The 18,211-nt window shown below is 70.6% G+C and carries 21 protein-coding genes; 15 read left to right on the forward strand and 6 right to left on the reverse strand.

The genetic code is table 11. From position 1 onward, the window contains the following. Positions 1-66 precede the first annotated feature (66 nt). Positions 67-711 (reverse strand): NlpC/P60 family peptidoglycan-binding protein RipD, encoded by a 645-nt coding sequence (gene ripD / locus G6N23_RS09775; RefSeq protein ID WP_085259278.1) that lies wholly within the window; start codon positions 709-711, stop codon positions 67-69. 162 nt (positions 712-873) lie between these two features. Between ripD and G6N23_RS09780 the strand changes: the two genes are divergently transcribed. From G6N23_RS09780 to G6N23_RS09795, 4 genes are read left to right on the forward strand one after another with little or no spacing between them, the layout of a single operon-like run. Then, on the forward strand, positions 874-2,175 hold the full coding sequence (locus tag G6N23_RS09780; protein ID WP_095173884.1) for an adenosylmethionine--8-amino-7-oxononanoate transaminase: 1,302 nt from the start codon (positions 874-876) through the stop codon (positions 2,173-2,175). Between the two features lie 32 nt (positions 2,176-2,207). Then, positions 2,208-3,365 (forward strand): 8-amino-7-oxononanoate synthase, encoded by a 1,158-nt coding sequence (locus G6N23_RS09785; protein WP_095173883.1) that lies wholly within the window; start codon positions 2,208-2,210, stop codon positions 3,363-3,365. Further along, positions 3,362-4,042, forward strand: a complete 681-nt coding sequence (gene bioD, locus G6N23_RS09790; RefSeq protein ID WP_085259280.1) for a dethiobiotin synthase — start codon at positions 3,362-3,364, stop codon at positions 4,040-4,042. The genes G6N23_RS09785 and bioD overlap by 4 nt, the downstream gene beginning before the upstream one ends. Before the next feature lie 2 nt (positions 4,043-4,044). After that, positions 4,045-4,548: a 2'-5' RNA ligase family protein gene (locus tag G6N23_RS09795; RefSeq protein WP_085259281.1), complete on the forward strand. Its 504-nt coding sequence runs from the start codon at positions 4,045-4,047 to the stop codon at positions 4,546-4,548. Here G6N23_RS09795 and G6N23_RS09800 read toward each other — a convergent pair. Continuing rightward, positions 4,545-5,117, reverse strand: a complete 573-nt coding sequence (locus G6N23_RS09800) for a TetR/AcrR family transcriptional regulator C-terminal domain-containing protein (RefSeq protein WP_085259282.1) — start codon at positions 5,115-5,117, stop codon at positions 4,545-4,547. The genes G6N23_RS09795 and G6N23_RS09800 overlap by 4 nt on opposite strands. 102 nt (positions 5,118-5,219) lie before the next feature. On the opposite strand from G6N23_RS09800, the gene bioB reads away from it, so the two are divergent. From bioB to G6N23_RS09815, 3 genes are read left to right on the forward strand one after another with little or no spacing between them, the layout of a single operon-like run. Beyond that, entirely contained in the window at positions 5,220-6,257 is a 1,038-nt protein-coding gene (gene bioB, locus G6N23_RS09805) for a biotin synthase BioB (RefSeq protein ID WP_085259283.1), read from the forward strand. 14 nt (positions 6,258-6,271) lie between these two features. After that, a complete protein-coding gene (gene bsaP, locus G6N23_RS09810; protein ID WP_085259284.1) occupies positions 6,272-6,508 on the forward strand; it encodes a biotin synthase auxiliary protein BsaP in 237 nt (78 codons plus the stop codon). A 59-nt stretch (positions 6,509-6,567) separates the two neighbouring features. After that, positions 6,568-7,152 (forward strand): DUF2567 domain-containing protein, encoded by a 585-nt coding sequence (locus tag G6N23_RS09815; protein WP_085259477.1) that lies wholly within the window; start codon positions 6,568-6,570, stop codon positions 7,150-7,152. On the opposite strand, the gene G6N23_RS09820 is transcribed toward G6N23_RS09815, so the two are convergent. Both G6N23_RS09820 and G6N23_RS09825 read right to left on the reverse strand, forming a co-directional pair. Beyond that, a complete protein-coding gene (locus G6N23_RS09820; protein WP_085259285.1) occupies positions 7,118-8,455 on the reverse strand; it encodes a lipase family protein in 1,338 nt (445 codons plus the stop codon). The genes G6N23_RS09815 and G6N23_RS09820 overlap by 35 nt on opposite strands. Positions 8,456-8,498: 43 nt before the next feature. Then, positions 8,499-9,191, reverse strand: a complete 693-nt coding sequence (locus G6N23_RS09825; RefSeq protein WP_085259286.1) for an NUDIX hydrolase — start codon at positions 9,189-9,191, stop codon at positions 8,499-8,501. A gap of 46 nt (positions 9,192-9,237) precedes the next feature. Between G6N23_RS09825 and nadA the strand changes: the two genes are divergently transcribed. From nadA to nadC, 3 genes are read left to right on the forward strand one after another with little or no spacing between them, the layout of a single operon-like run. Then, positions 9,238-10,290, forward strand: a complete 1,053-nt coding sequence (nadA, locus tag G6N23_RS09830) for a quinolinate synthase NadA (RefSeq protein WP_085259287.1) — start codon at positions 9,238-9,240, stop codon at positions 10,288-10,290. After that, positions 10,287-11,864, forward strand: a complete 1,578-nt coding sequence (locus G6N23_RS09835) for an L-aspartate oxidase (RefSeq protein ID WP_085259288.1) — start codon at positions 10,287-10,289, stop codon at positions 11,862-11,864. Before nadA ends, G6N23_RS09835 begins: the two co-directional genes overlap by 4 nt. 8 nt (positions 11,865-11,872) lie before the next feature. Then, positions 11,873-12,730, forward strand: coding sequence for a carboxylating nicotinate-nucleotide diphosphorylase (gene nadC, locus G6N23_RS09840; protein WP_372508908.1), 858 nt, complete (start codon positions 11,873-11,875; stop codon positions 12,728-12,730). A 19-nt stretch (positions 12,731-12,749) separates the two neighbouring features. Here the strand turns inward: nadC and G6N23_RS09845 are convergent, their stop codons facing one another. Both G6N23_RS09845 and G6N23_RS09850 read right to left on the reverse strand, forming a co-directional pair. After that, the gene (locus tag G6N23_RS09845; protein ID WP_085259290.1) at positions 12,750-13,160 is read right to left on the reverse strand and encodes a nitroreductase family deazaflavin-dependent oxidoreductase; all 411 of its coding nucleotides are present in this window, start codon (positions 13,158-13,160) and stop codon (positions 12,750-12,752) included. A gap of 24 nt (positions 13,161-13,184) precedes the next feature. Further along, complete coding sequence (locus tag G6N23_RS09850; RefSeq protein WP_085259291.1) at positions 13,185-13,589, reverse strand: nitroreductase family deazaflavin-dependent oxidoreductase; 405 nt, start codon at positions 13,587-13,589, stop codon at positions 13,185-13,187. Positions 13,590-13,742: 153 nt separating this feature from the next. Here G6N23_RS09850 and hisD point away from each other — a divergent pair, with 153 nt between their 5' ends. Genes hisD through priA form a run of 5 tightly spaced genes read left to right on the forward strand, consistent with a single transcriptional unit; the run spans position 13,743 to position 18,211 of the window. After that, positions 13,743-15,098 (forward strand): histidinol dehydrogenase, encoded by a 1,356-nt coding sequence (gene hisD, locus G6N23_RS09855; RefSeq protein WP_085259292.1) that lies wholly within the window; start codon positions 13,743-13,745, stop codon positions 15,096-15,098. Then, positions 15,095-16,219 carry a histidinol-phosphate transaminase gene (locus tag G6N23_RS09860; RefSeq protein ID WP_085259293.1) on the forward strand — a complete coding sequence of 375 codons (1,125 nt, stop codon included), beginning with the start codon at positions 15,095-15,097 and terminating at the stop codon, positions 16,217-16,219. Before hisD ends, G6N23_RS09860 begins: the two co-directional genes overlap by 4 nt. Beyond that, entirely contained in the window at positions 16,216-16,836 is a 621-nt protein-coding gene (gene hisB, locus G6N23_RS09865) for an imidazoleglycerol-phosphate dehydratase HisB (RefSeq protein ID WP_085259294.1), read from the forward strand. The genes G6N23_RS09860 and hisB overlap by 4 nt, the downstream gene beginning before the upstream one ends. After that, entirely contained in the window at positions 16,833-17,462 is a 630-nt protein-coding gene (gene hisH / locus G6N23_RS09870) for an imidazole glycerol phosphate synthase subunit HisH (RefSeq protein ID WP_173675022.1), read from the forward strand. Before hisB ends, hisH begins: the two co-directional genes overlap by 4 nt. Then, entirely contained in the window at positions 17,459-18,211 is a 753-nt protein-coding gene (gene priA, locus G6N23_RS09875) for a bifunctional 1-(5-phosphoribosyl)-5-((5-phosphoribosylamino)methylideneamino)imidazole-4-carboxamide isomerase/phosphoribosylanthranilate isomerase PriA (RefSeq protein WP_173675021.1), read from the forward strand. The genes hisH and priA overlap by 4 nt, the downstream gene beginning before the upstream one ends.

An 18,211-nucleotide genomic window follows, 5' to 3' on the forward strand; every position in this document is an offset into this window, starting at 1 on the left:
CCGATAATCTACCTAACCGGCCTGTCGAAACCGTATTCCAATCGCTGTGACGTCCGCCGGGTGTGTCTAGGGAATCACCCGGGTCAGATAGGGAACCATGTTGGAGGTGCGGGCCGGCGACACCGTGACCGCGGGGCTGGTGCCCTCGATCATCTGATTGTTGCCGAGGTACAGCGCCACACTCTGGCTTCCGCCCGGCCCGTAGCAGAGCAGGTCGCCTGGACGGGCCTGCGCCGGCGGGACCTTCTGCCCGACGCTGCACTGCTCGCCGGAGGTGCGCGGCATCTTGATCCCGGCGCCGGCGAACGCATACTGGATCAGCCCGGACGCGTCGAATCCGACGGTGGTGGTGTCCGGGATCTCTGCGGTGGGCGGCAGCGTCGTTCCAGGCAGCGTCGTTCCGGGCAGGCCCGGAGCGGTGCTGCCGGCGGTGGCGGGCCCGCCCGGGAAGCCGGTGCGGCCGGAGACATCGGTCAGGGCGCTGCGGGTGGTGGCGGCTCTGGCCCGGGCACTGTTGGTGGGACCTGAGATGTCACCGCCGCCGTAGACGTAGGGCACCCCGCGCTGGGACAGGGCCCGCTCGAGCACCCGCTCGACGAGCGGGCTCTGACCGGACTGCGAGATCGGGTCGGCGCCGGCGGGGCCGGCGGCGCCGAACGCCGGGGCCAAAGCCGCCGCCAGTGCGATCGCGGTGGCGCAGACGCGTTTCATCGGATACCCCCTTCTCGGGTCATTTACCACAGCAGCATCATTCGCCACTTCTGTCACAGAGCGTACCGGCGCTTACGCTTCCTGCGCCGCGGCTGGTGAGAAATTCCGCAACCTGTGACCGAACGGTTACGCCGGTGGCCGCCCGCATTACTGTCGTCAGTCATGTCCGCGTTGAGTCCCGAGCAGATCAGCGCCATCGACACCGCACACCTCTGGCACCCCTACAGCACGATCGGCGCCGAGACGCCCGCCCCGACGGTCGCGGTGGCGGCCCGGGGCGCCTACCTGACCCTGATCGTCGACGGCGTGCCGGTCGACGTGCTCGACGCGATGAGCTCGTGGTGGACCGCGATCCACGGCCACGGTCATCCGAGCCTGGACGCCGCCGTGACCGCGCAACTGGCCACCATGAGCCACGTCATGTTCGGTGGGCTCACCCACGAACCCGCCGCGCGGCTGGCACAGCTGTTGGTGGACATCACCCCGCCCGGGCTGGACACGGTGTTCTTCTCCGACTCCGGGTCGGTGTCGGTGGAGGTGGCGGTGAAGATGGCGCTGCAGTACTGGCGCGCCCGCGGACGCCCCGGCAAACACCGGCTGATGACCTGGCGCGGCGGCTACCACGGCGACACCTTTACGCCGATGAGCATCTGCGACCCCGACGGCGGGATGCATGAGCTGTGGACCGGAGAACATTCGGTGCTGGCCGCGCAGGTGTTCGCCCCGCAGGTGCCGCGCGACTACGACCCGGCCTACAGCACCGCGTTCGAGGCGCAACTGGAACGCCACCGCGACGAACTGGCGGCCGTAGTCGTGGAGCCGATCGTGCAGGGCGCCGGTGGCATGCGTTTTCATGACCCGCGCTACCTGACGGATCTGCGCGAGGCCTGCACCCGCCACGGTGTGCTGCTGGTCTTCGACGAGATCGCCACCGGATTCGGCCGCACCGGTGAGTTGTTCGCCGCCGAGCATGCCGGCGTCAGCCCCGACATCATGTGTGTCGGCAAGGCGCTCACCGGCGGCTACCTCAGCCTGGCCGCCACCCTGTGCGGCACCGAGATCGCCCACACCATCAGCGGCGGAAAGGCCGGCGCCCTGATGCACGGCCCCACCTTCATGGCCAACCCGCTGGCCTGCGCGGTCTCGGTGGCCAGCACCGAGCTGCTGGTGGGCCAGGACTGGCGCTCGCGCGTCGCCGGGATCCATTCCGGGCTGGCCGCCGCCCTGGAGCCGGCCCGTGACCTGCCCGGGGTCGCCGACGTGCGGGTGTGCGGCGCCATCGGGGTCATCGAATGCGAACAGCCGGTGGACCTGGCGGTGGCCACCCCGGTCGCGCTGGCCCAGGGGGTGTGGCTGCGGCCGTTCCGCAACCTGGTCTACGCGATGCCGCCCTACGTCTGTACCCCCGAGGAGATCACCCGGATCGGCGCCGCGATGGTCGGCGTGGTCCGTGCCTTAACCTGAACGGTGTTCAACTGTCGTCGAAGGAGCACAGGGTGACCCGCACGGAGCTGTCCCCGCTGGCCTGGCTGGCCGAGGTGGAACAGCAGCGCCGGGGGGCCGGGCTGCGGCGCTCACTGCGGGTGCGGCCGGCCGCCGCCACCGAGCTGGATCTGGCCTCCAACGACTACCTCGGGCTTTCTACACACCCGGCCGTCATCGCCGGTGGGGTCGAGGCACTGCGTACCTGGGGCGGCGGTGCCGGCGGTTCCCGATTGGTGACCGGTAACACCGAGCTGCATCAGCAGTTCGAGCAGCAGCTGGCCGACTTCGTCGGTGCGCCGGCCGGCTTGGTGTTCTCCTCGGGCTACACCGCCAACCTGGGCGCGGTGGTCAGCCTGTCCGGGCCGGGTGCACTGCTGGTCTCCGACGCCTACTCCCACGCCTCGTTGGTGGACGCCTGCCGGCTGTCCCGGGCGCGGGTGGTGATCACGCCGCACCGTGACGTCGACGCCGTCGCGGCGGCCCTGGCCGGACGTGCCGAGCAGCGTGCCGTCGTCCTCACCGAATCCGTGTTCAGCGCCGACGGAGCGCTGGCCCCGCTGCGTGAGCTGCACCAGGTGTGCCGCCGCCACGGCGCGCTGTTGATCGTCGACGAGGCGCACGGGCTCGGGGTGCGCGGCGAGGGCGGCCGCGGGCTGGTGCACGAGTCCGGGCTGGCCGGAGCCCCCGACGTAGTGCTGACCACGACCTTGTCCAAGGCGCTGGGCAGCCAGGGCGGGGCGGTGCTGGGTCCGGCCGCGGTGCGCGACCACCTCATCGACACCGCCCGGAGCTTCATCTTCGACACCGGTTTGGCTCCGGCGGCCCTCGGGGCGGCCTCGGCCGCACTGGAGGTGCTGGCCGCCGAGCCGTCGCGCGCCACCGACGTCCTGCGCCATTCGCGCGCGCTGGCTCAGGTCTGCGGTGTGCCCGAACGACCGGAGTCCGCGGTGGTCTCGGTGATCCTGGGCGACGCCGAGGTGGCGGTGGCCGCCGCGGCGGCCTGCCTGGACGCCGGGGTGCGGGTGGGCTGTTTCCGGCCGCCCACGGTGCCGGCCGGGACCTCGCGCCTGCGGCTGACCGCGCGCGCCTCGCTGAGCGCCGACGACCTCGAGTTGGCCGGCCGGGTGCTGACCGACGTGTTGCGCGAGTACCGCGCCTCGGCGCGATGACCGTCCTGGTCATCACCGGCACCGGCACCGGTGTCGGTAAGACCGTCGCCACCGCGGCGCTGGCCTGCTGCGCCCGCCGGGCCGGTATGGATGTGGCGGTGTGCAAGCCGGTACAGACCGGCACCGCCGACGGGGATGACGACCTGGCCGAGGTCGGCCGGCTCTCGGGAGTGACCGAGCTGTGCGGTGCGGCCCGTTACCCGGCGCCGCTGGCCCCGACCGCGGCCGCCGAACAGGCCGGGACGGCGCTGCCGGCCCGTGCCGATCTGCTGTCGACGATCCAGCGCGCCGACCGCCCGGGCCGATTGACCCTCGTCGAGGGCGCCGGCGGGCTGCTGGTGGAACTGGCCGGCGGCGGTGTCACCCTGCGCGATCTGGCGGTCGATCTCGGCGCCCCGGTGCTGGTGGTGGTCGACGCCGAACTGGGCACCCTCAACCACACCGCTCTTACCCTGGAATCACTTGCTGGACAAGGGGTATCGTGCGCCGGACTGGTGATCGGCAGCTGGCCCGCACAACCGGGTCCGGCTGCAGTCGGCAATCGTCCGGCATTGGCCCGGCTGGCGCCGGTACGTGCTGTACTGCCGGCCGGCGCCGGCACGCTGGACGCCGCGGCGTTCGCCGAGATGAGCCGCGCCGCCTTCGACGCCGACTGGGTGCGCACCCTGGTGGGGTAGCGATGGTGCACTCGATCGAGCTGGTCTTCGACGTCAAGACCGAGACGACGATCCGGCGGATCTGGGCTGAGCTGGCCGCGGCCGGGATACCCAGCCAGGCGCCCGCCAGCCGCCCGCACGTCACCCTCGCGGTCGCCCAGCGCATCGATCCCCGGGTCGACGCGGAGTTGGCCACGGTCGTCGAGCGGCTGCCGATGAGCTGCATCCTGGGCGCGACGCTGATCTTCGGCCGCTCGCACGGCGTGCTGGCGAGGCTGGTGGTGCCGAGTGTCGAATTGCTGGAGTTGCACGCCCGGGTACACCGGGCGTGCGCGCCGCACCTGCTCCCCGGGCCGATGCCCAACGTGCTGCCCGGCCGGTGGACCGGCCATGTGACGCTGGCGCGCCGGGTCGGCCCGGCTCAGCTGGGCCGCGCCCAGCGCATCGCCGCGGGCTCCGATATCACCGGCGAGTTCATCGGGCTACGACGCTGGGATGGCAACGCCCGCACCGAATATCGGATCTAGACCGCGAGTCCCGCCCGCACCGCGAGGCCGTCGATCAGTAATGCCAGCCCGAACTCGAAGGCGCTGCCCGGGTCGGCGTCGGGTGCGATCTCGGCCGCACCGGCGGCGTCCCACTGCAGCCGGGACTGCTCGTCGGCGGTGAATCCCAGCACGTAGTACACGACGGTGCGCCCCACCTGCACGGCCTGATCCGCGTGCACCCCCGCCGCGGTGGCGGCGTCTGCCAGCAGCGCCAGGATGTCCGCGACGGCCTGCGATTGGCCGGCGGCCAGGCTGGCCGACACCAACTCGGCGCCGTCGGTGTGCGACAGCAGCGCGTCGCGCAGACGTGCGCACACCGTGCGGATGCGCCACCGCCAACTGCCCGGCCCGGGGTCGGCGCAGGCCGGGGCCAACACCCGGTCGGCGAGGGCCCCGAGCAGTTGCTGCTTGTTGGCGAAATGCCAGTACAGTGCGCTGGGACTGACGTTGAGCTCGCGCGCCAAACGGCGCATCGACAGGTCGGCGATGCCGTAGTCGTCCAGGATGGTGGCCGCCGCGGCGACCACGTCAGGTTTGTGCAGCTGCACTCCGCTACCCTAACCTGAACACCGTTCTAGGCGGCCCTTGCGACCTGTCGCACGCCATGCCGATCGAGCGACGACCACGGACACGAGTTGAGGGAGCATCAGGTGACCCAGGCGGCTACGACGAGCACTGACACCGGCAACGCCGACATTCTGGCGGTGGCCCGCGAACAGGTGCTGGGTCGCGGCGAGGGCCTCGACAAGGAGCAGGTGCTCGCGGTGCTGCGCCTCGGTGAGGACCGCCTCGACGATCTGCTCGAACTGGCGCACGAGGTCCGGATGCGCTGGTGCGGTCCCGAGGTCGAGGTCGAGGGCATCATCAGCCTCAAGACCGGTGGCTGCACCGAGGATTGCAACTTCTGCTCGCAGTCCGCGGTGTTCGACGACTCGCCGGTTCGTGGCGTCTGGCTCGACAAGACCGAACTGGTGGAGGCAGCCAAGGCGACGGCAGCGACCGGCGCCACTGAGTTCTGCATCGTGGCCGCCGTGCGCGGCGCCGACGACAAGCTGCTCAAGCAGGTCGACGAGGGCATCCAGGCGATCCGGGCGGAGGGCCTGGACATCCCGATCGCCGCGTCGCTGGGCTTGCTGACCGCGCGTACCGCGAAGAAGCTCAAGGAGATCGGCGTCCACAAGTACAACCACAACCTGGAGACCGCCCGGTCCTACTTCCCGAGTGTGGTGACCACCCACGAATGGGACGAGCGGCTGGCGACCCTGGAGCTGGTCCGGGACAACGGCATGGAGCTGTGCAGCGGCGGGATCATCGGGATGGGTGAGACTCTGGAGCAGCGAGCCGAGTTCGCCAGCCAGATCGCCGCGCTGGACCCCGACGACGTGCCGATCAACTTCCTCAACCCGCAGCCGGGCACCCCGTTCGAGAACATGGAGCCGGTGTCGGCGTTCGAGGCGCTCTCCGTCATCGCCGCGTTCCGGCTCGCGCTGCCCCGCACCACGCTGCGGTTCGCCGGCGGCCGCGAGATCACCCTGGGTGACCTGGGAGCCAAGCGCAGCCTGCTCGGTGGCGCCAACGCGATGATCGTCGGCAACTACCTGACCACGCTGGGCCGCTCGATCGATGACGACCTGGAGATGCTCGACGAGCTGAAGATGCCGATCAAAGCGCTCAGCGCCAGCCTGTAGAGCGCAGACAGCGGATGGCTACCGAACTACCGGATCTGCTCGGCGCCGGCGTCTACAACGTCCACAACGGCACGCTGATCGGCGACGCGGTCGATCCGGCACCGCCGACGATCGCCCAGTTGGGGTTGCGGCCGCCCCGGTTCTGCGCCGCTTGCGGCCGCAAGATGGCGGTGCAGGTCCGGCCGAACGGGTGGTGGGCGAAGTGTTCCCGGCACGGGGTGGTGGACTCCGCGGAGCTGGCAGCCACCTAGTGGCGCGAGCACGGGAGGTCGGAGCGCCGCGGATCTCGCGGTTGGGTGCCATCGGGGCCATGGCAGCCGGCCTGGCCGCAGCCGGGCTGCCGATCGGTGCGCTGTGGGCGTGGATCGCCCCGCCGATCCACGGCGTAGTGGCGCTGACCCGCGGCGGTGAGCGGGTGCAGGCCTACCTCGGCAATGAACCCGATCATTTCTTCGTCGCACCGTTTCTGCTGCTGGGCATGCTGGGCGTGGTGGCGGTGGTGTCGGCCACGCTGGCCTGGCAGTGGCGGGCACATCGGGGCCCGGGCATGGTCGCCGGCCTGTCGGTGGGCCTGACCGCCGGCGCGACGCTGGCGGCGCTACTCGGCGCCGCGCTGGTGTCTCGCCGCTACGGCACCGTCGATGTGGACGGCGCGCCGGTCACTCCGGAGCACCGGGTGCACTACATCGCCGAGGGGCCGCCGGTGTTTTTCGGGCACACGCCGTTGCAGGTCGCGGCCACCTTGCTGTTGCCGGCGGCGACGGCGGCGCTGGTCTACGGTCTCTGCGCCACCTGGAGCACCCACGACGACCTGGGCGGCTACCCACCCGAGCCGGCCAGCCGATCGCCGATGCCGGCCGTTACAGCGGAAGGCGGCGCACCGCCGCACCGGTGATGACCCGCGCGGCCACCAGGCCCAGCCGAGCCAGGCCCAGGTATGTCTTGGGGTTCAACAGGGTCGGCCACTGGCTCTGCACCGCGCCGTCGGGCAGCGGCCGGTTGGCGAAGCGGTCACGCAACCAGTCCAGCACCATCGGTGTGGAGAGCGGGTGCAGCAGGATGTGCTCGCTGAGCAGGTCGCGGTGATAGGTCAGCCGGGCACCACCGGTCGCGTAGACCTCGGCGAGCGTGTCGATGTCGTCGACGGAGATCACCTGGTCGTGGATGGCCTGCACCATCAGCACCGGAGGAGTCGGCACCGCGGTGCCCAGCCTGGTGTCGTCGAAGACGTGCTGCACGACGGGGTGCTCGATCAGCTCGTCCAGTGGCCTGTCGATGTAGGAGTCCAGGGAGCGGTGGCGCAGCCGCAGCACTGCCGCCGCGGTGGACGCCGACTCCAGCGAGTGCAGCAGCGCCCGGCCGCTGACGGTGGCGTGCTCCTCGATGACCTTGTCGAGTTCGGGATAGACCCGCGCCAGCGCGGCGATCATGATGGCCGGCAGCCCCGACCAGAACGATCCGTTCAACCGTTGCAGGGTGTTGCCGAGATCACCCACCGGTGAGCCGACCGCGACGCCGACGAGATTGAGTTCGGGGGCGTAGCCGCTGCTGACCTCGGCCGCCCAGGCGGTGGCCAGGCCACCGCCGGAGTAGCCCCACAGACCGACCGGATCGGCGGGGGAGAGCCGAAGGCCCTCAAAGCCCTGCGCGGCGCGTACTCCGTCGAGCACGTAGTAGCCCGGTTCGTAGGGCGCCCCCCAGTGCCCGTCGCGGCCCTCGTGGTCGGGGATCGACACGGCCCAGCCCTGCGCCAGAATCGCGGCGATCAGCACGAACTCGAGCTGGGTGAACGATCCGTGCGCCCGGGCCCGGCGGCGCAGCGCGTAGGAGGGGAAGCAGCGGCCGTCCACCGCATCGATCGCGCACTGATACGACACGATCGGACAGGGGCGGGTGCGGTCGCGGTCGCTGGGAACCAGCACCGTCGTCACCGTCGCCTGCGGGGCGTTGTTGCGGTCGACGGTCCGGTACAACAGCTGGGTGGCGACCAGTTGTTGGGGGATCAGCCCCAAAAAGGCCAGCTCAACCTCGCGGGAGCGCAGCACGGTGCCCGCCACGGCGTGCTGGAAGCCGGCCGGCGGCTCATAGAACGGGTCCTCGGCCGGCTGCAGCGGCCGTTCGCCGGATCGCAGCGGCTGGTGGGGCGCTTGCCCGATCCACTCGACGGACGTTTCGCGGGCCAAGCTGTCCAGGTCCATCCCGGCATTGTCGCTTAAGAGGGCGTTAAGATTCCAGTCCGACTCACCCTGGCGGCCGCAACGCTGCGAATTCGTCGGTTACCCGCAGTTCGGCGTCGGTGAACCGGTACCGGGCGGCCGGCCGGCCTCCGCTGCGCCCGGAGCGGGCGGTGGTGCCGGTGCGGGTGATCACCCCGCGTCGGACCAGCACCCGCTGCAGATTGGTGGCATCGACCTGGTATCCGAGCACCACGCTGTAGATGTCACGAAGTGTTGAGAGCACGAATTCGGTTGGCGCCAAAGCGAACCCGATGTTCGTATAAGACATCTTGGCGACCAGCCGGCTGTGGGCATGCGACACCATGGTTGCGTGGTCGAACGCCATCGGGGGGAGATCGTCGACCGGGTGCCAGTGGGTGTCGTCCGGGAGTTCGGGGTCGGCCGGTGAGGGCACCAGGCCCAGAAATGTGGAGGCGATGGTGCGCACGCCCGGCACGCGGCCTGGGTCGGAGAACACAGCCAGTTGCTCAAGGTGGGCGATCTCACGCAGGTCCACCTTCTCGGCGAGCTGGCGGCGCGCCGAGGCTGTCACGTCCTCGTCGTTCCGCAACAGTCCACCCGGGAGCGACCAACGTCCGAGCTGGGGTTCTCGGGCGCGCTGCCAGAGCAGGACGTTGAGCCGGGGACGGCGCCGGTCGAGGCCGCCAACCTGGAAGACCGCGGTGAGGACCTCGTGCTCGGTGCTAGTATGAACCATGTTTTCGATTGTAAGTCGAAAACCTAATCCGCGAGAGGAGTCGCGCATGACCACCCTCACCGACACCGATGTGCAGGCGGGCAGCCTGGCCGACCGCATCGTCAACTCGCCGGCCGGCTACAGCGGTGTCGAGCCCGACGAGGAATGGGTGGCCGAAATACTGCGGCTCAAAAAAGAACGCAACGCGACGATCCTGGCGCACAACTACCAACTGCCGCCGATCCAGGACATCGCCGACCACGTCGGGGACTCCCTGGGTCTGGCCCGCATCGCCGCCACCGCACCCGAGGACACCATCGTGTTCTGCGGGGTGCACTTCATGGCCGAGACCGCCAAGATCCTGTCCCCGGACAAGACGGTGTTGATCCCCGACGCCCGGGCGGGCTGCTCGCTGGCCGACTCGATCACCGCCGAGGACCTGCAGGCCTGGCGTGACGACCACCCCGGCGCGGCGGTGGTGTCCTACGTCAACACCACGGCGGCGGTCAAGGCGCTCACCGACTACTGCTGCACCTCATCGAACGCCGTGGACGTGGTCAACGCGATCGAGCCGGACCGGGAGGTGCTGTTTCTGCCCGACCAGTTCTTGGGCCAGCACGTCCAGCGGGTCACCGGACGCAAGAACATGCACATCTGGGCGGGTGAGTGCCACGTGCACGCGGCGATCAACGGTGACGAACTCGAGGAGAAGGCGCGGGCGAACCCCGACGCCGAGTTGTTCGTGCACCCGGAGTGCGGGTGTGCGACGTCGGCGCTGTACCTGGTCGGCGAGGGCCATTTCCCCGAGGAGCGGGTCAAGATCCTGTCCACCGGGGGGATGCTGGAGGAGGCTCGCCGCACCCAGGCCCGAAAGGTGCTGGTGGCCACCGAGATCGGCATGATCTACCAGCTGCAGAAGGCGGCGCCGCAGGTCGACTTCGAGGCGGTCAACTCCAAGGCGGCCTGCAAGTACATGAAGATGATCACTCCGGCGGCCCTGCTGCGCAGCCTGACCGAAGGCGCCGACGAGATCCACGTCGACCCCGAGACCGCGCGCCTGGCGGCGCGCAGTGTGCAGCGGATGGTCTCGATCGGACACTCCGCCCCGGTCAGCAAGTGACCGGTGGTCCCGGCTGGCAGCAGCGGGCCGACGTCGTCGTCATCGGCACGGGGGTCGGCGGGTTGGCCGCGGCCCGTGCCGCACGGCGCGCCGGCCGGGACGTGGTGGTGCTCAGTAAGGCCGACACCGGCTACGGGGCGACCGCGACGCATTACGCCCAGGGCGGGATCGCGGTGGTGCTGCCGGGCACCGACGACTCGGTGGAAACCCACGTCGCCGACACGCTGGCCGCCGGCGGCGGATTGTGCGACGCCGACGCGGTGACCTCGATCGTGGCCGACGGCTATCGCGCGATCGCCGAATTAGCCGGTGCCGGTGCACAATTCGACCGCGATCCGGATGGGACTTGGGCGCTCACCCGCGAGGGCGGGCACTCGCGGCGCCGCATCATCCATGCCGGCGGGGACGCCACCGGAGCCGAGGTGCAGCGCGCGTTGGATCACGCCGCGGCCGGCCTGGACATCCGTAGCGGCCAGGTGGTGCTGCAGATCCTGCGTGACACCGACACGGTCACCGGTGTGCTGGTGGCCAACGCCGACGGGATCGGGGTGATCCACGCCCCGTCGGTGGTGCTGGCAACCGGCGGTCTGGGCCAGCTGTACCGGGCGACCACCAATCCCGGCGGCGCGACCGGCGACGGGGTGGCGCTGGCGCTGCGGGCCGGGGTGGCGGTCAGCGACCTGGAATTCATCCAGTTCCACCCGACCATGCTGTTCGCCGCCGAAGGCGTCGGTGGGCGCCGCCCGCTGGTCACCGAGGCGGTGCGCGGCGAGGGCGCGATGCTGATCGACTCCCGGGGCGCCTCGGTCACCGCGGGGGTGCACCCGATGGGTGACCTGGCGCCGCGCGACGTGGTGGCCGGCGCGATCGACGCCAGGCTGCGGGAGACCGGAGACGCCTGCGTCTACCTGGACGCCCGCGGGATCGCCGGCTTCAAGGGCCGGTTTCCGACCGTCACCGCGGCCTGCCGGGCCGCCGGCATCGACCCGGTGCGCCAACCGATCCCGGTGGTCCCGGGCGCGCACTACAGCTGCGGCGGCGTCGTCACCGACACCTATGGCCGCACCGAACTGCCCGGCCTGTTCGCCGCCGGCGAGGTGGGCCGCACCGGCATGCACGGCGCCAACCGGCTGGCCTCCAACAGCCTGCTGGAGGGCTTGGTGGTGGGCGACCGGGCCGGAGCGGCGGCGGCCGCGCATGCCGCGTCGGCCGGAGGCGTGCAGGCCGGCGCCCCCGAGCGGGGCGGGCACGCCGTGCTGGACCGGCAGACCCTGCAGCAGGCGATGTCGCGCGATGCCTCGGTGGTCCGCGACGCGCACGGGCTGCAGCGGCTGACCGAGCTGTTGTCGAGTGCCGAGGAGCGCATGATCAGCGACCGGGCCGGCGCCGAGGATGCCGCGTTGACGCTGGCGGCGCGGGTGGTCGCCGGGGCGGCGCTGGCACGTACCGAGAGCCGGGGTTGCCACCACCGGGCCGAGTTCTCCGGCGCCGACCCCGGTCAGGCCCGCAGCACCACGGTCCGGCTGCGCGACAGCGCGGTGGCGCTGGAGGTGCCGGCGGGGGTGGCCTCATGACCAGCTCGATGACCCTGTCGGAGACCGAACTCGACGAGGCGCGCGCGGTCATCGCCCGGGCGCTCGACGAGGACCTGCGCTACGGACCCGATGTCACCACCGCGGCGACGGTACCGGCGGATACGGTGACCGAGGCGGCGCTGGTGCCCCGGGTGGCCGGCGTGATCGCCGGGGTCGATATCGCCCTGCTGGTGCTCGACGAGGTACTCGGGCGCGAGGCATACCGGGTGCTGGACCGGGTGGCCGACGGAACACGGCTGGAGGCGGGCAGGCCGGTGCTGAGCCTGCGGGCCGATACCCGCGGCCTGCTGACCGCCGAGCGCACCATGCTCAACCTGGTCTGCCACCTGTCCGGGATCGCCACCGCCACCGCGGCCTGGGTGGATGCGGTGGACGGCACGCCGACGCGGATTCGTGACACCCGAAAAACCTTGCCGGGACTACGGGTGCTGCAGAAGTACGCGGTGCGGGTCGGCGGCGGGGTGAATCACCGGATGGGGCTGGGTGACGCCGCGCTGATCAAGGACAACCACGTCGCCGCCGCGGGATCGGTGGCCGCGGCGTTGCGCGCGGTCCGTGCGGCCGCTCCCGACGTGCCCTGCGAAGTCGAGGTCGATTCGCTCGAGCAGTTCGACGAAGTACTGGCCGAGGGGCCCGAACTGGTGCTGTTGGACAACTTCGAGGTCTGGCAGACCCAGATCGCCGCACAGCGCCGCGACTCCCGGGCGCCCGGTGTGCTGCTGGAGTCCTCCGGCGGCCTGACCCTCGACAGCGCCGCCGCCTACGCCGCCACCGGTGTCGACTATCTGGCCGTGGGCGCCCTCACCCATTCGGTGCAGGTGCTCGACATCGGCCTGGACATGTAGGACCCAAGCCTGTTGCGGCTCAGGCGATGTCGCTGACCAGTACCGCCACCCTGCGGTTCTGCAGCCGCACCGCCAACGGCAGGGTTTTGTCCGCCGCGCCGGCCGGCACGATCCGCGGGTTGGTGAGGTGCACCTCGCGGCGGAACAGTCGCACGTCGGCCTCCCCGGCGGCCAGCACGTTCTTGACCCAATCGGCCTTGCCGTGCCCAAGCGCGATCGCCAGCACGTCGCCCTTGCGGTAGGTCGTCACCACCGTCTCATAGGTCTTTCCGGACTTGCGGCCCCGATGCTTGATCACCGAGGTGCCCGGAAGGAACCGGGAAAACGGCTTGACCACCGGGTTCATGTACTTGATCTGCAGCCGATCCAGCCACGGCGGGAAAACCACCGGCAGCTGGGACGTGTTATCGGCACCGTTGTCGACCGCCATTGCGACTCCGTTTCTCGTGGTGTTTCAGGTGATGTCCGCGACCAGTATCCCGACCCACCTGGAGCCCACCCGGGCGATCCACGGCAGGCCGCTGGTGTCGCCGCCGATCGGCACGATCCGCGGGTTGGTGACGTGGACGTCGCGCCGGAACAGGTGCACGTCGGCCTCCCCGGCGGCGAGCACGTTCTTGACCCAGTCGGCCTTGCCGTGACCGAGCATCACCGCCAGCCGCGGGCCCTTGCGGAACGCGCGCACCACGGTGCGGTACCGAGTGCCGGACTTGCGGCCCCGATGGTCGATCACCGCGAAGGTGGGGAGGTGGAATCGTTTGACTATCGGGCTTTCAATCGTGCGCTGCAGGTAGTCCAGCCAGTCCGGGAAGATGTAGGGCACGCCGGGCACGCTCTTGGGGTGGTCCTTGGTGGGCATGCCGGCGGCTCCGTTCGCGAGATCACAGCTGTGCCCCCACCCTAGCGGTGAGCCCGCGACCCGCAGCCGGTCGTGCCCGCACCGCCCCTCGCGATGCCGCATCGGGCGGGTCTGGCCGAGCGCGGCAATATTGACTTGGACCGCTCTGGGACAATGGACGACGTGGACACCGCCCTGCTGGCACGCATCGACCTGCGTGGCACCGATCAGTCGAACCTTTCCAGGGCTCAACTGCGCGCCGCCCTGCCGCGCGGTGGTGTCGACGTCGAGGCCGTGTTGCCGCGGGTACGCCCGATCGTCGAGGCGGTCGCCGAGCGCGGGGCCGACGCGGCCCTGGAGTTCGGGGAATCCTTCGACCAGGTACGCCCGGCAGCGGTCCGGGTGCCCGGTGCGGCGCTGCAGGCCGCCCTGGCCGGCCTGGACCCCGCCGTGCGCACCGCCCTGGAGGTGGCGATCAGCCGGGCCCGCGCGGTGCACGCCGACCAGCGGCGCACCGACACCACCACCACGCTGGCCCCGGGCGCAACCGTCACCGAACGCTGGATTCCGGTCGAGCGGGTCGGCCTCTACGTTCCGGGCGGCAACGCGGTCTACCCGTCCAGTGTGGTGATGAACGTGGTCCCGGCCCAGACCGCCGGGGTGGGCTCACTGGTGATCGCCAGTCCGCCGCAGGCCGCCTTTGACGGCCTTCCACACCCGACGATCCTGGCCGCCGCCCGGCTGCTCGGCGTCGACGAGGTCTGGGCGGTCGGCGGCGCCCAGGCGGTGGCGCTGCTGGCCTACGGCGGTGTGGACTTGGGGGACGCGGCTCAGGCCGAGCTGGCCCCGGTCGACATGATCACCGGCCCGGGCAACATCTACGTGACCGCCGCCAAACGGCTGTGCCGTTCGCAGGTCGGGATCGACGCCGAGGCCGGCCCCACCGAGATCGCCATCCTCGCCGACCACACCGCCAACCCGGCGCACGTGGCCGCCGACCTGATCAGCCAGGCCGAACACGACGAGATGGCCGCCAGCGTGCTGGTGACCACCAGCCCCGGGCTGGCCGACGCCACCGACCGGGAGGTGACCGTGCAGTTGGAGACCACGGTGCACCGCCAGCGGGTGTCGGCGGCACTGGGCGGGCGCCAGTCGGCGATCGTGCTGGTCGACGACCTGGACGCCGGTATCCGCGTGGTCAATGCCTATGCCGCCGAGCACTTGGAGATTCAGACCGCCGACGCCGCCGAGGTGGCAGCCCGGATCCGTTCGGCGGGAGCGATTTTCGTCGGGCCGTATGCGCCGGTAAGCCTCGGTGACTACTGCGCGGGCTCCAATCACGTGCTGCCGACCGCGGGCAGTGCGCGCTACTCCAGCGGGCTGTCGGTGCAGACCTTCCTGCGCGGTGTCCACGTCGTGGAGTACACCGAGGCCGCGCTCAAGGATGTCAGCGGGCATGTGATCGCGCTGGCCGGCGCCGAGGATCTGCCCTCGCACGGCGAAGCGGTCCGGCGGAGGTTCGAGCAGTGACCCGCCCCGGAGACGAGATCACGCTGGCCGACCTGCCGTTGCGTGATGACCTACGCGGCAAGTCGCCCTACGGCGCACCGCAGCTGGTGGTGCCGGTGCGGTTGAACACCAACGAGAATCCGCACCCGCCGAGTGCGGCGCTGATCGACGACGTCGCCCGGTCGGTGCGTGCGGTCGCAGCCGATCTGCACCGCTATCCCGACCGCGACGCGGTGGCGCTGCGCGCCGACCTGGCCGGCTACCTGAGCACCCAGACCGGTGTCGCGGTGGGGCCTGAGAACGTGTGGGCGGCCAACGGCTCCAACGAGATTCTTCAGCAACTGCTGCAGGCGTTCGGCGGGCCGGGCCGCAGCGCGGTCGGCTTCGTCCCGTCGTATTCGATGCACCCGATCATCGCCGACGGCACCCAGACCCAATGGCTGGCCGCGAACCGGGCCGAGGACTTCGGCCTGGACGTCGCGGTAGCGGTCGCGGCCATCACCGACCGCCAACCCGATGTGGTGTTCGTCGCGAGTCCGAACAACCCGTCCGGGCAGAGTGTTTCGCTTGAAGATCTGCGCAACGTGCTCGATGCGGCGCCGGGGATCGTGATCGTGGATGAGGCCTACGGCGAATTCTCGTCGCAGCCCAGTGCGATCGGGCTGATCGCCGACTATCCGGCGAAGCTGATCGTCACCCGCACGATGAGCAAGGCGTTCGCATTCGCCGGCGGCCGGCTCGGATACCTGATCGCCGCCCCGGCGGTGATCGACGCGATGCTGCTGGTGCGGTTGCCCTACCACCTGTCGGTGGTCACCCAGGCGGCCGCCCGCGCCGCGCTGCGACACGCCGATGACACCCTGGGTTCCGTCGCGCAGCTCATCTCCGAACGCGAACGGGTGTGTGCGGCACTGACCGGCATGGGGTTTCGGGTCATCCCGAGCGACGCCAACTTCGTGCTGTTCGGTGAATTCGCCGACGCGCCCGCGACCTGGCAGCACTATCTGGATGCCGGCATCCTGATCCGCGACGTGGGCATCGCCGGATATCTGCGCGCCACCACCGGATTACCCGAGGAGAACGACGCACTGCTCGCCGCGAGCAAGCAGCTTGCGGCCACCGAACTCGCCCAACCGTCATGAGGAGCACAATGACTCGCCGCGCCCGGGTGGAACGCACCACCCGCGAATCTCAGATCACGGTCGAACTCGACCTGGACGGCACCGGGATCGTCGACATCGACACCGGGGTGCCGTTCTACGACCACATGCTGACCGCGCTGGGCAGTCACGCCAGCTTCGACCTGATGGTGCGCGCCGAAGGCGACGTCGAGATCGAAGCGCACCACACCGTGGAGGACACCGCGATTGTGCTCGGCCAGGCCCTGGACCGGGCCCTCGGCGACAAGAAGGGCATCCGCCGCTTCGGTGATGCGTTCATCCCGATGGACGAAACGTTGGCGCACGCCGCCGTCGACGTGTCCGGGCGGCCGTACTGTGTGCACACCGGCGAGCCGGATCACTTGGCGCACACCACCATTGCCGGATCGCAGGTGCCGTACCACACCGTCATCAACCGCCACGTGTTCGAGACGCTGGCATCCAATGCCCGCATCGCGCTGCACGTGCGGGTGCTCTACGGGCGCGACCCGCACCACATCACCGAGGCCCAGTACAAGGCGGTCGCCCGTGCACTGCGCCAGGCGGTGGAGCCCGATCCGCGGGTGACCGGCGTCCCGTCCACCAAAGGCGCCCTGTGAGCAGGTCTGCCAAACCCGCTGTGGTGATCCTGGACTACGGCTCCGGCAACCTGCGCTCCGCCCAGCGCGCCCTGCAGCGGACCGGTGCCGCAGTCGAGGTGACCTCTGACGCCGCCGCCGCGGCTGCCGCCGATGGCCTGGTGGTGCCGGGCGTCGGGGCGTTCGCGGCCTGCATGGCCGGGCTGCGCAAGGTGCAGGGGGAGAAGATCATCGCCGACCGGGTGGCGGCCGGGCGCCCGGTGCTGGGGGTCTGCGTCGGGATGCAGATCCTGTTCGCCCGCGGTGTGGAGTTCGGAGTGGAGACGGCCGGCTGCGGGCAGTGGCCGGGCGCGGTCACCCGGCTCGACGCCCCGGTGATCCCGCACATGGGCTGGAACGTCGTCGACGCGGCCCCCGGCAGCACGCTGTTCGCCGGGTTGGACGCCGACACCAGGTTCTACTTCGTGCACTCCTACGCCGCGCAGCGCTGGGAGGGCCGTCCGGAGGCTTTGGTGACGCGGGCGACCCATCAGGTACCGTTCCTGGCGGCTGTCGAGGACGGGCCGTTGGCCGCCACCCAGTTTCACCCCGAAAAGAGCGGGGATGCCGGGGCGACACTACTGAGCAACTGGGTGGAGGCACTGTGAGTACATCGTTGGTCTTGCTGCCCGCCGTTGACGTGGTCGACGGGCGCGCGGTGCGACTGGTGCAGGGCAAGGCCGGCAGCGAGACCGAGTACGGCTCGGCGCTGGAGGCCGCGCTGGGCTGGCAGCGTGACGGCGCGGAGTGGATCCACCTCGTCGACTTGGATGCCGCCTTCGGCCGCGGCTCGAACCGCGAACTGCTCGCCGATGTGGTTGGCCGCCTTGACGTGAAGGTCGAACTGTCCGGCGGTATCCGCGACGACGACTCGCTGGCGGCGGCGCTGGCCACCGGCTGCACCCGGGTGAACCTGGGCACCGCGGCTTTGGAGAACCCGCAGTGGTGTGCCCGGGCGATCGCCGACCACGGTGACCGGATCGCGGTCGGCCTGGACGTGCAGCTCGACGCAAGCGGCCCGGCCGGCTCCTATCGACTGCGGGGACGAGGCTGGGAGACCGACGGCGGTGAACTGTGGCCGGTGCTGGAACGTCTTGACCGCGAAGGGTGTTCCCGTTTCGTTGTCACCGATGTGACCAAGGATGGCACCTTGGGCGGGCCCAACCTCGAGCTGCTCGGCGAGGTCGCCGATCGCACCGAGGCGCCGGTGATCGCCTCCGGCGGGGTGTCCAGCCTCGATGATCTGCGGGCCATCGCCACGCTGGTGGACCGTGGCGTCGAGGGCGCGATCGTCGGCAAAGCGCTCTACGCGGGGCGGTTCACCCTGCCCGAGGCGCTGACCGCGGTGCAGGGCTAG

Source organism: Mycolicibacter terrae, assembly GCF_010727125.1.
GTDB classification, from domain to species: domain Bacteria; phylum Actinomycetota; class Actinomycetes; order Mycobacteriales; family Mycobacteriaceae; genus Mycobacterium; species Mycobacterium terrae.

What these genes read in the sequence shown, in the direction of transcription:
- nadA (WP_085259287.1), top strand. Translation starts at nt 9,238, where the DNA reads ATGACCACCCTCACCGACACCGATGTGCAGGCGGGCAGCCTGGCCGAC.
- bsaP (WP_085259284.1), top strand. Translation starts at nt 6,272, where the DNA reads ATGGCTACCGAACTACCGGATCTGCTCGGCGCCGGCGTCTACAACGTC.
- G6N23_RS09815 (WP_085259477.1), top strand. Translation starts at nt 6,568, where the DNA reads ATGGCAGCCGGCCTGGCCGCAGCCGGGCTGCCGATCGGTGCGCTGTGG.
- hisD (WP_085259292.1), top strand. Translation starts at nt 13,743, where the DNA reads ATGGACGACGTGGACACCGCCCTGCTGGCACGCATCGACCTGCGTGGC.
- G6N23_RS09850 (WP_085259291.1), bottom strand. Translation starts at nt 13,589, where the DNA reads ATGCCCACCAAGGACCACCCCAAGAGCGTGCCCGGCGTGCCCTACATC.
- hisB (WP_085259294.1), top strand. Translation starts at nt 16,216, where the DNA reads ATGAGGAGCACAATGACTCGCCGCGCCCGGGTGGAACGCACCACCCGC.
- G6N23_RS09820 (WP_085259285.1), bottom strand. Translation starts at nt 8,455, where the DNA reads ATGGACCTGGACAGCTTGGCCCGCGAAACGTCCGTCGAGTGGATCGGG.
- G6N23_RS09795 (WP_085259281.1), top strand. Translation starts at nt 4,045, where the DNA reads ATGGTGCACTCGATCGAGCTGGTCTTCGACGTCAAGACCGAGACGACG.
- nadC (WP_372508908.1), top strand. Translation starts at nt 11,873, where the DNA reads ATGACCCTGTCGGAGACCGAACTCGACGAGGCGCGCGCGGTCATCGCC.
- ripD (WP_085259278.1), bottom strand. Translation starts at nt 711, where the DNA reads ATGAAACGCGTCTGCGCCACCGCGATCGCACTGGCGGCGGCTTTGGCC.
- G6N23_RS09845 (WP_085259290.1), bottom strand. Translation starts at nt 13,160, where the DNA reads ATGGCGGTCGACAACGGTGCCGATAACACGTCCCAGCTGCCGGTGGTT.
- bioD (WP_085259280.1), top strand. Translation starts at nt 3,362, where the DNA reads ATGACCGTCCTGGTCATCACCGGCACCGGCACCGGTGTCGGTAAGACC.
- G6N23_RS09780 (WP_095173884.1), top strand. Translation starts at nt 874, where the DNA reads ATGTCCGCGTTGAGTCCCGAGCAGATCAGCGCCATCGACACCGCACAC.
- G6N23_RS09825 (WP_085259286.1), bottom strand. Translation starts at nt 9,191, where the DNA reads ATGGTTCATACTAGCACCGAGCACGAGGTCCTCACCGCGGTCTTCCAG.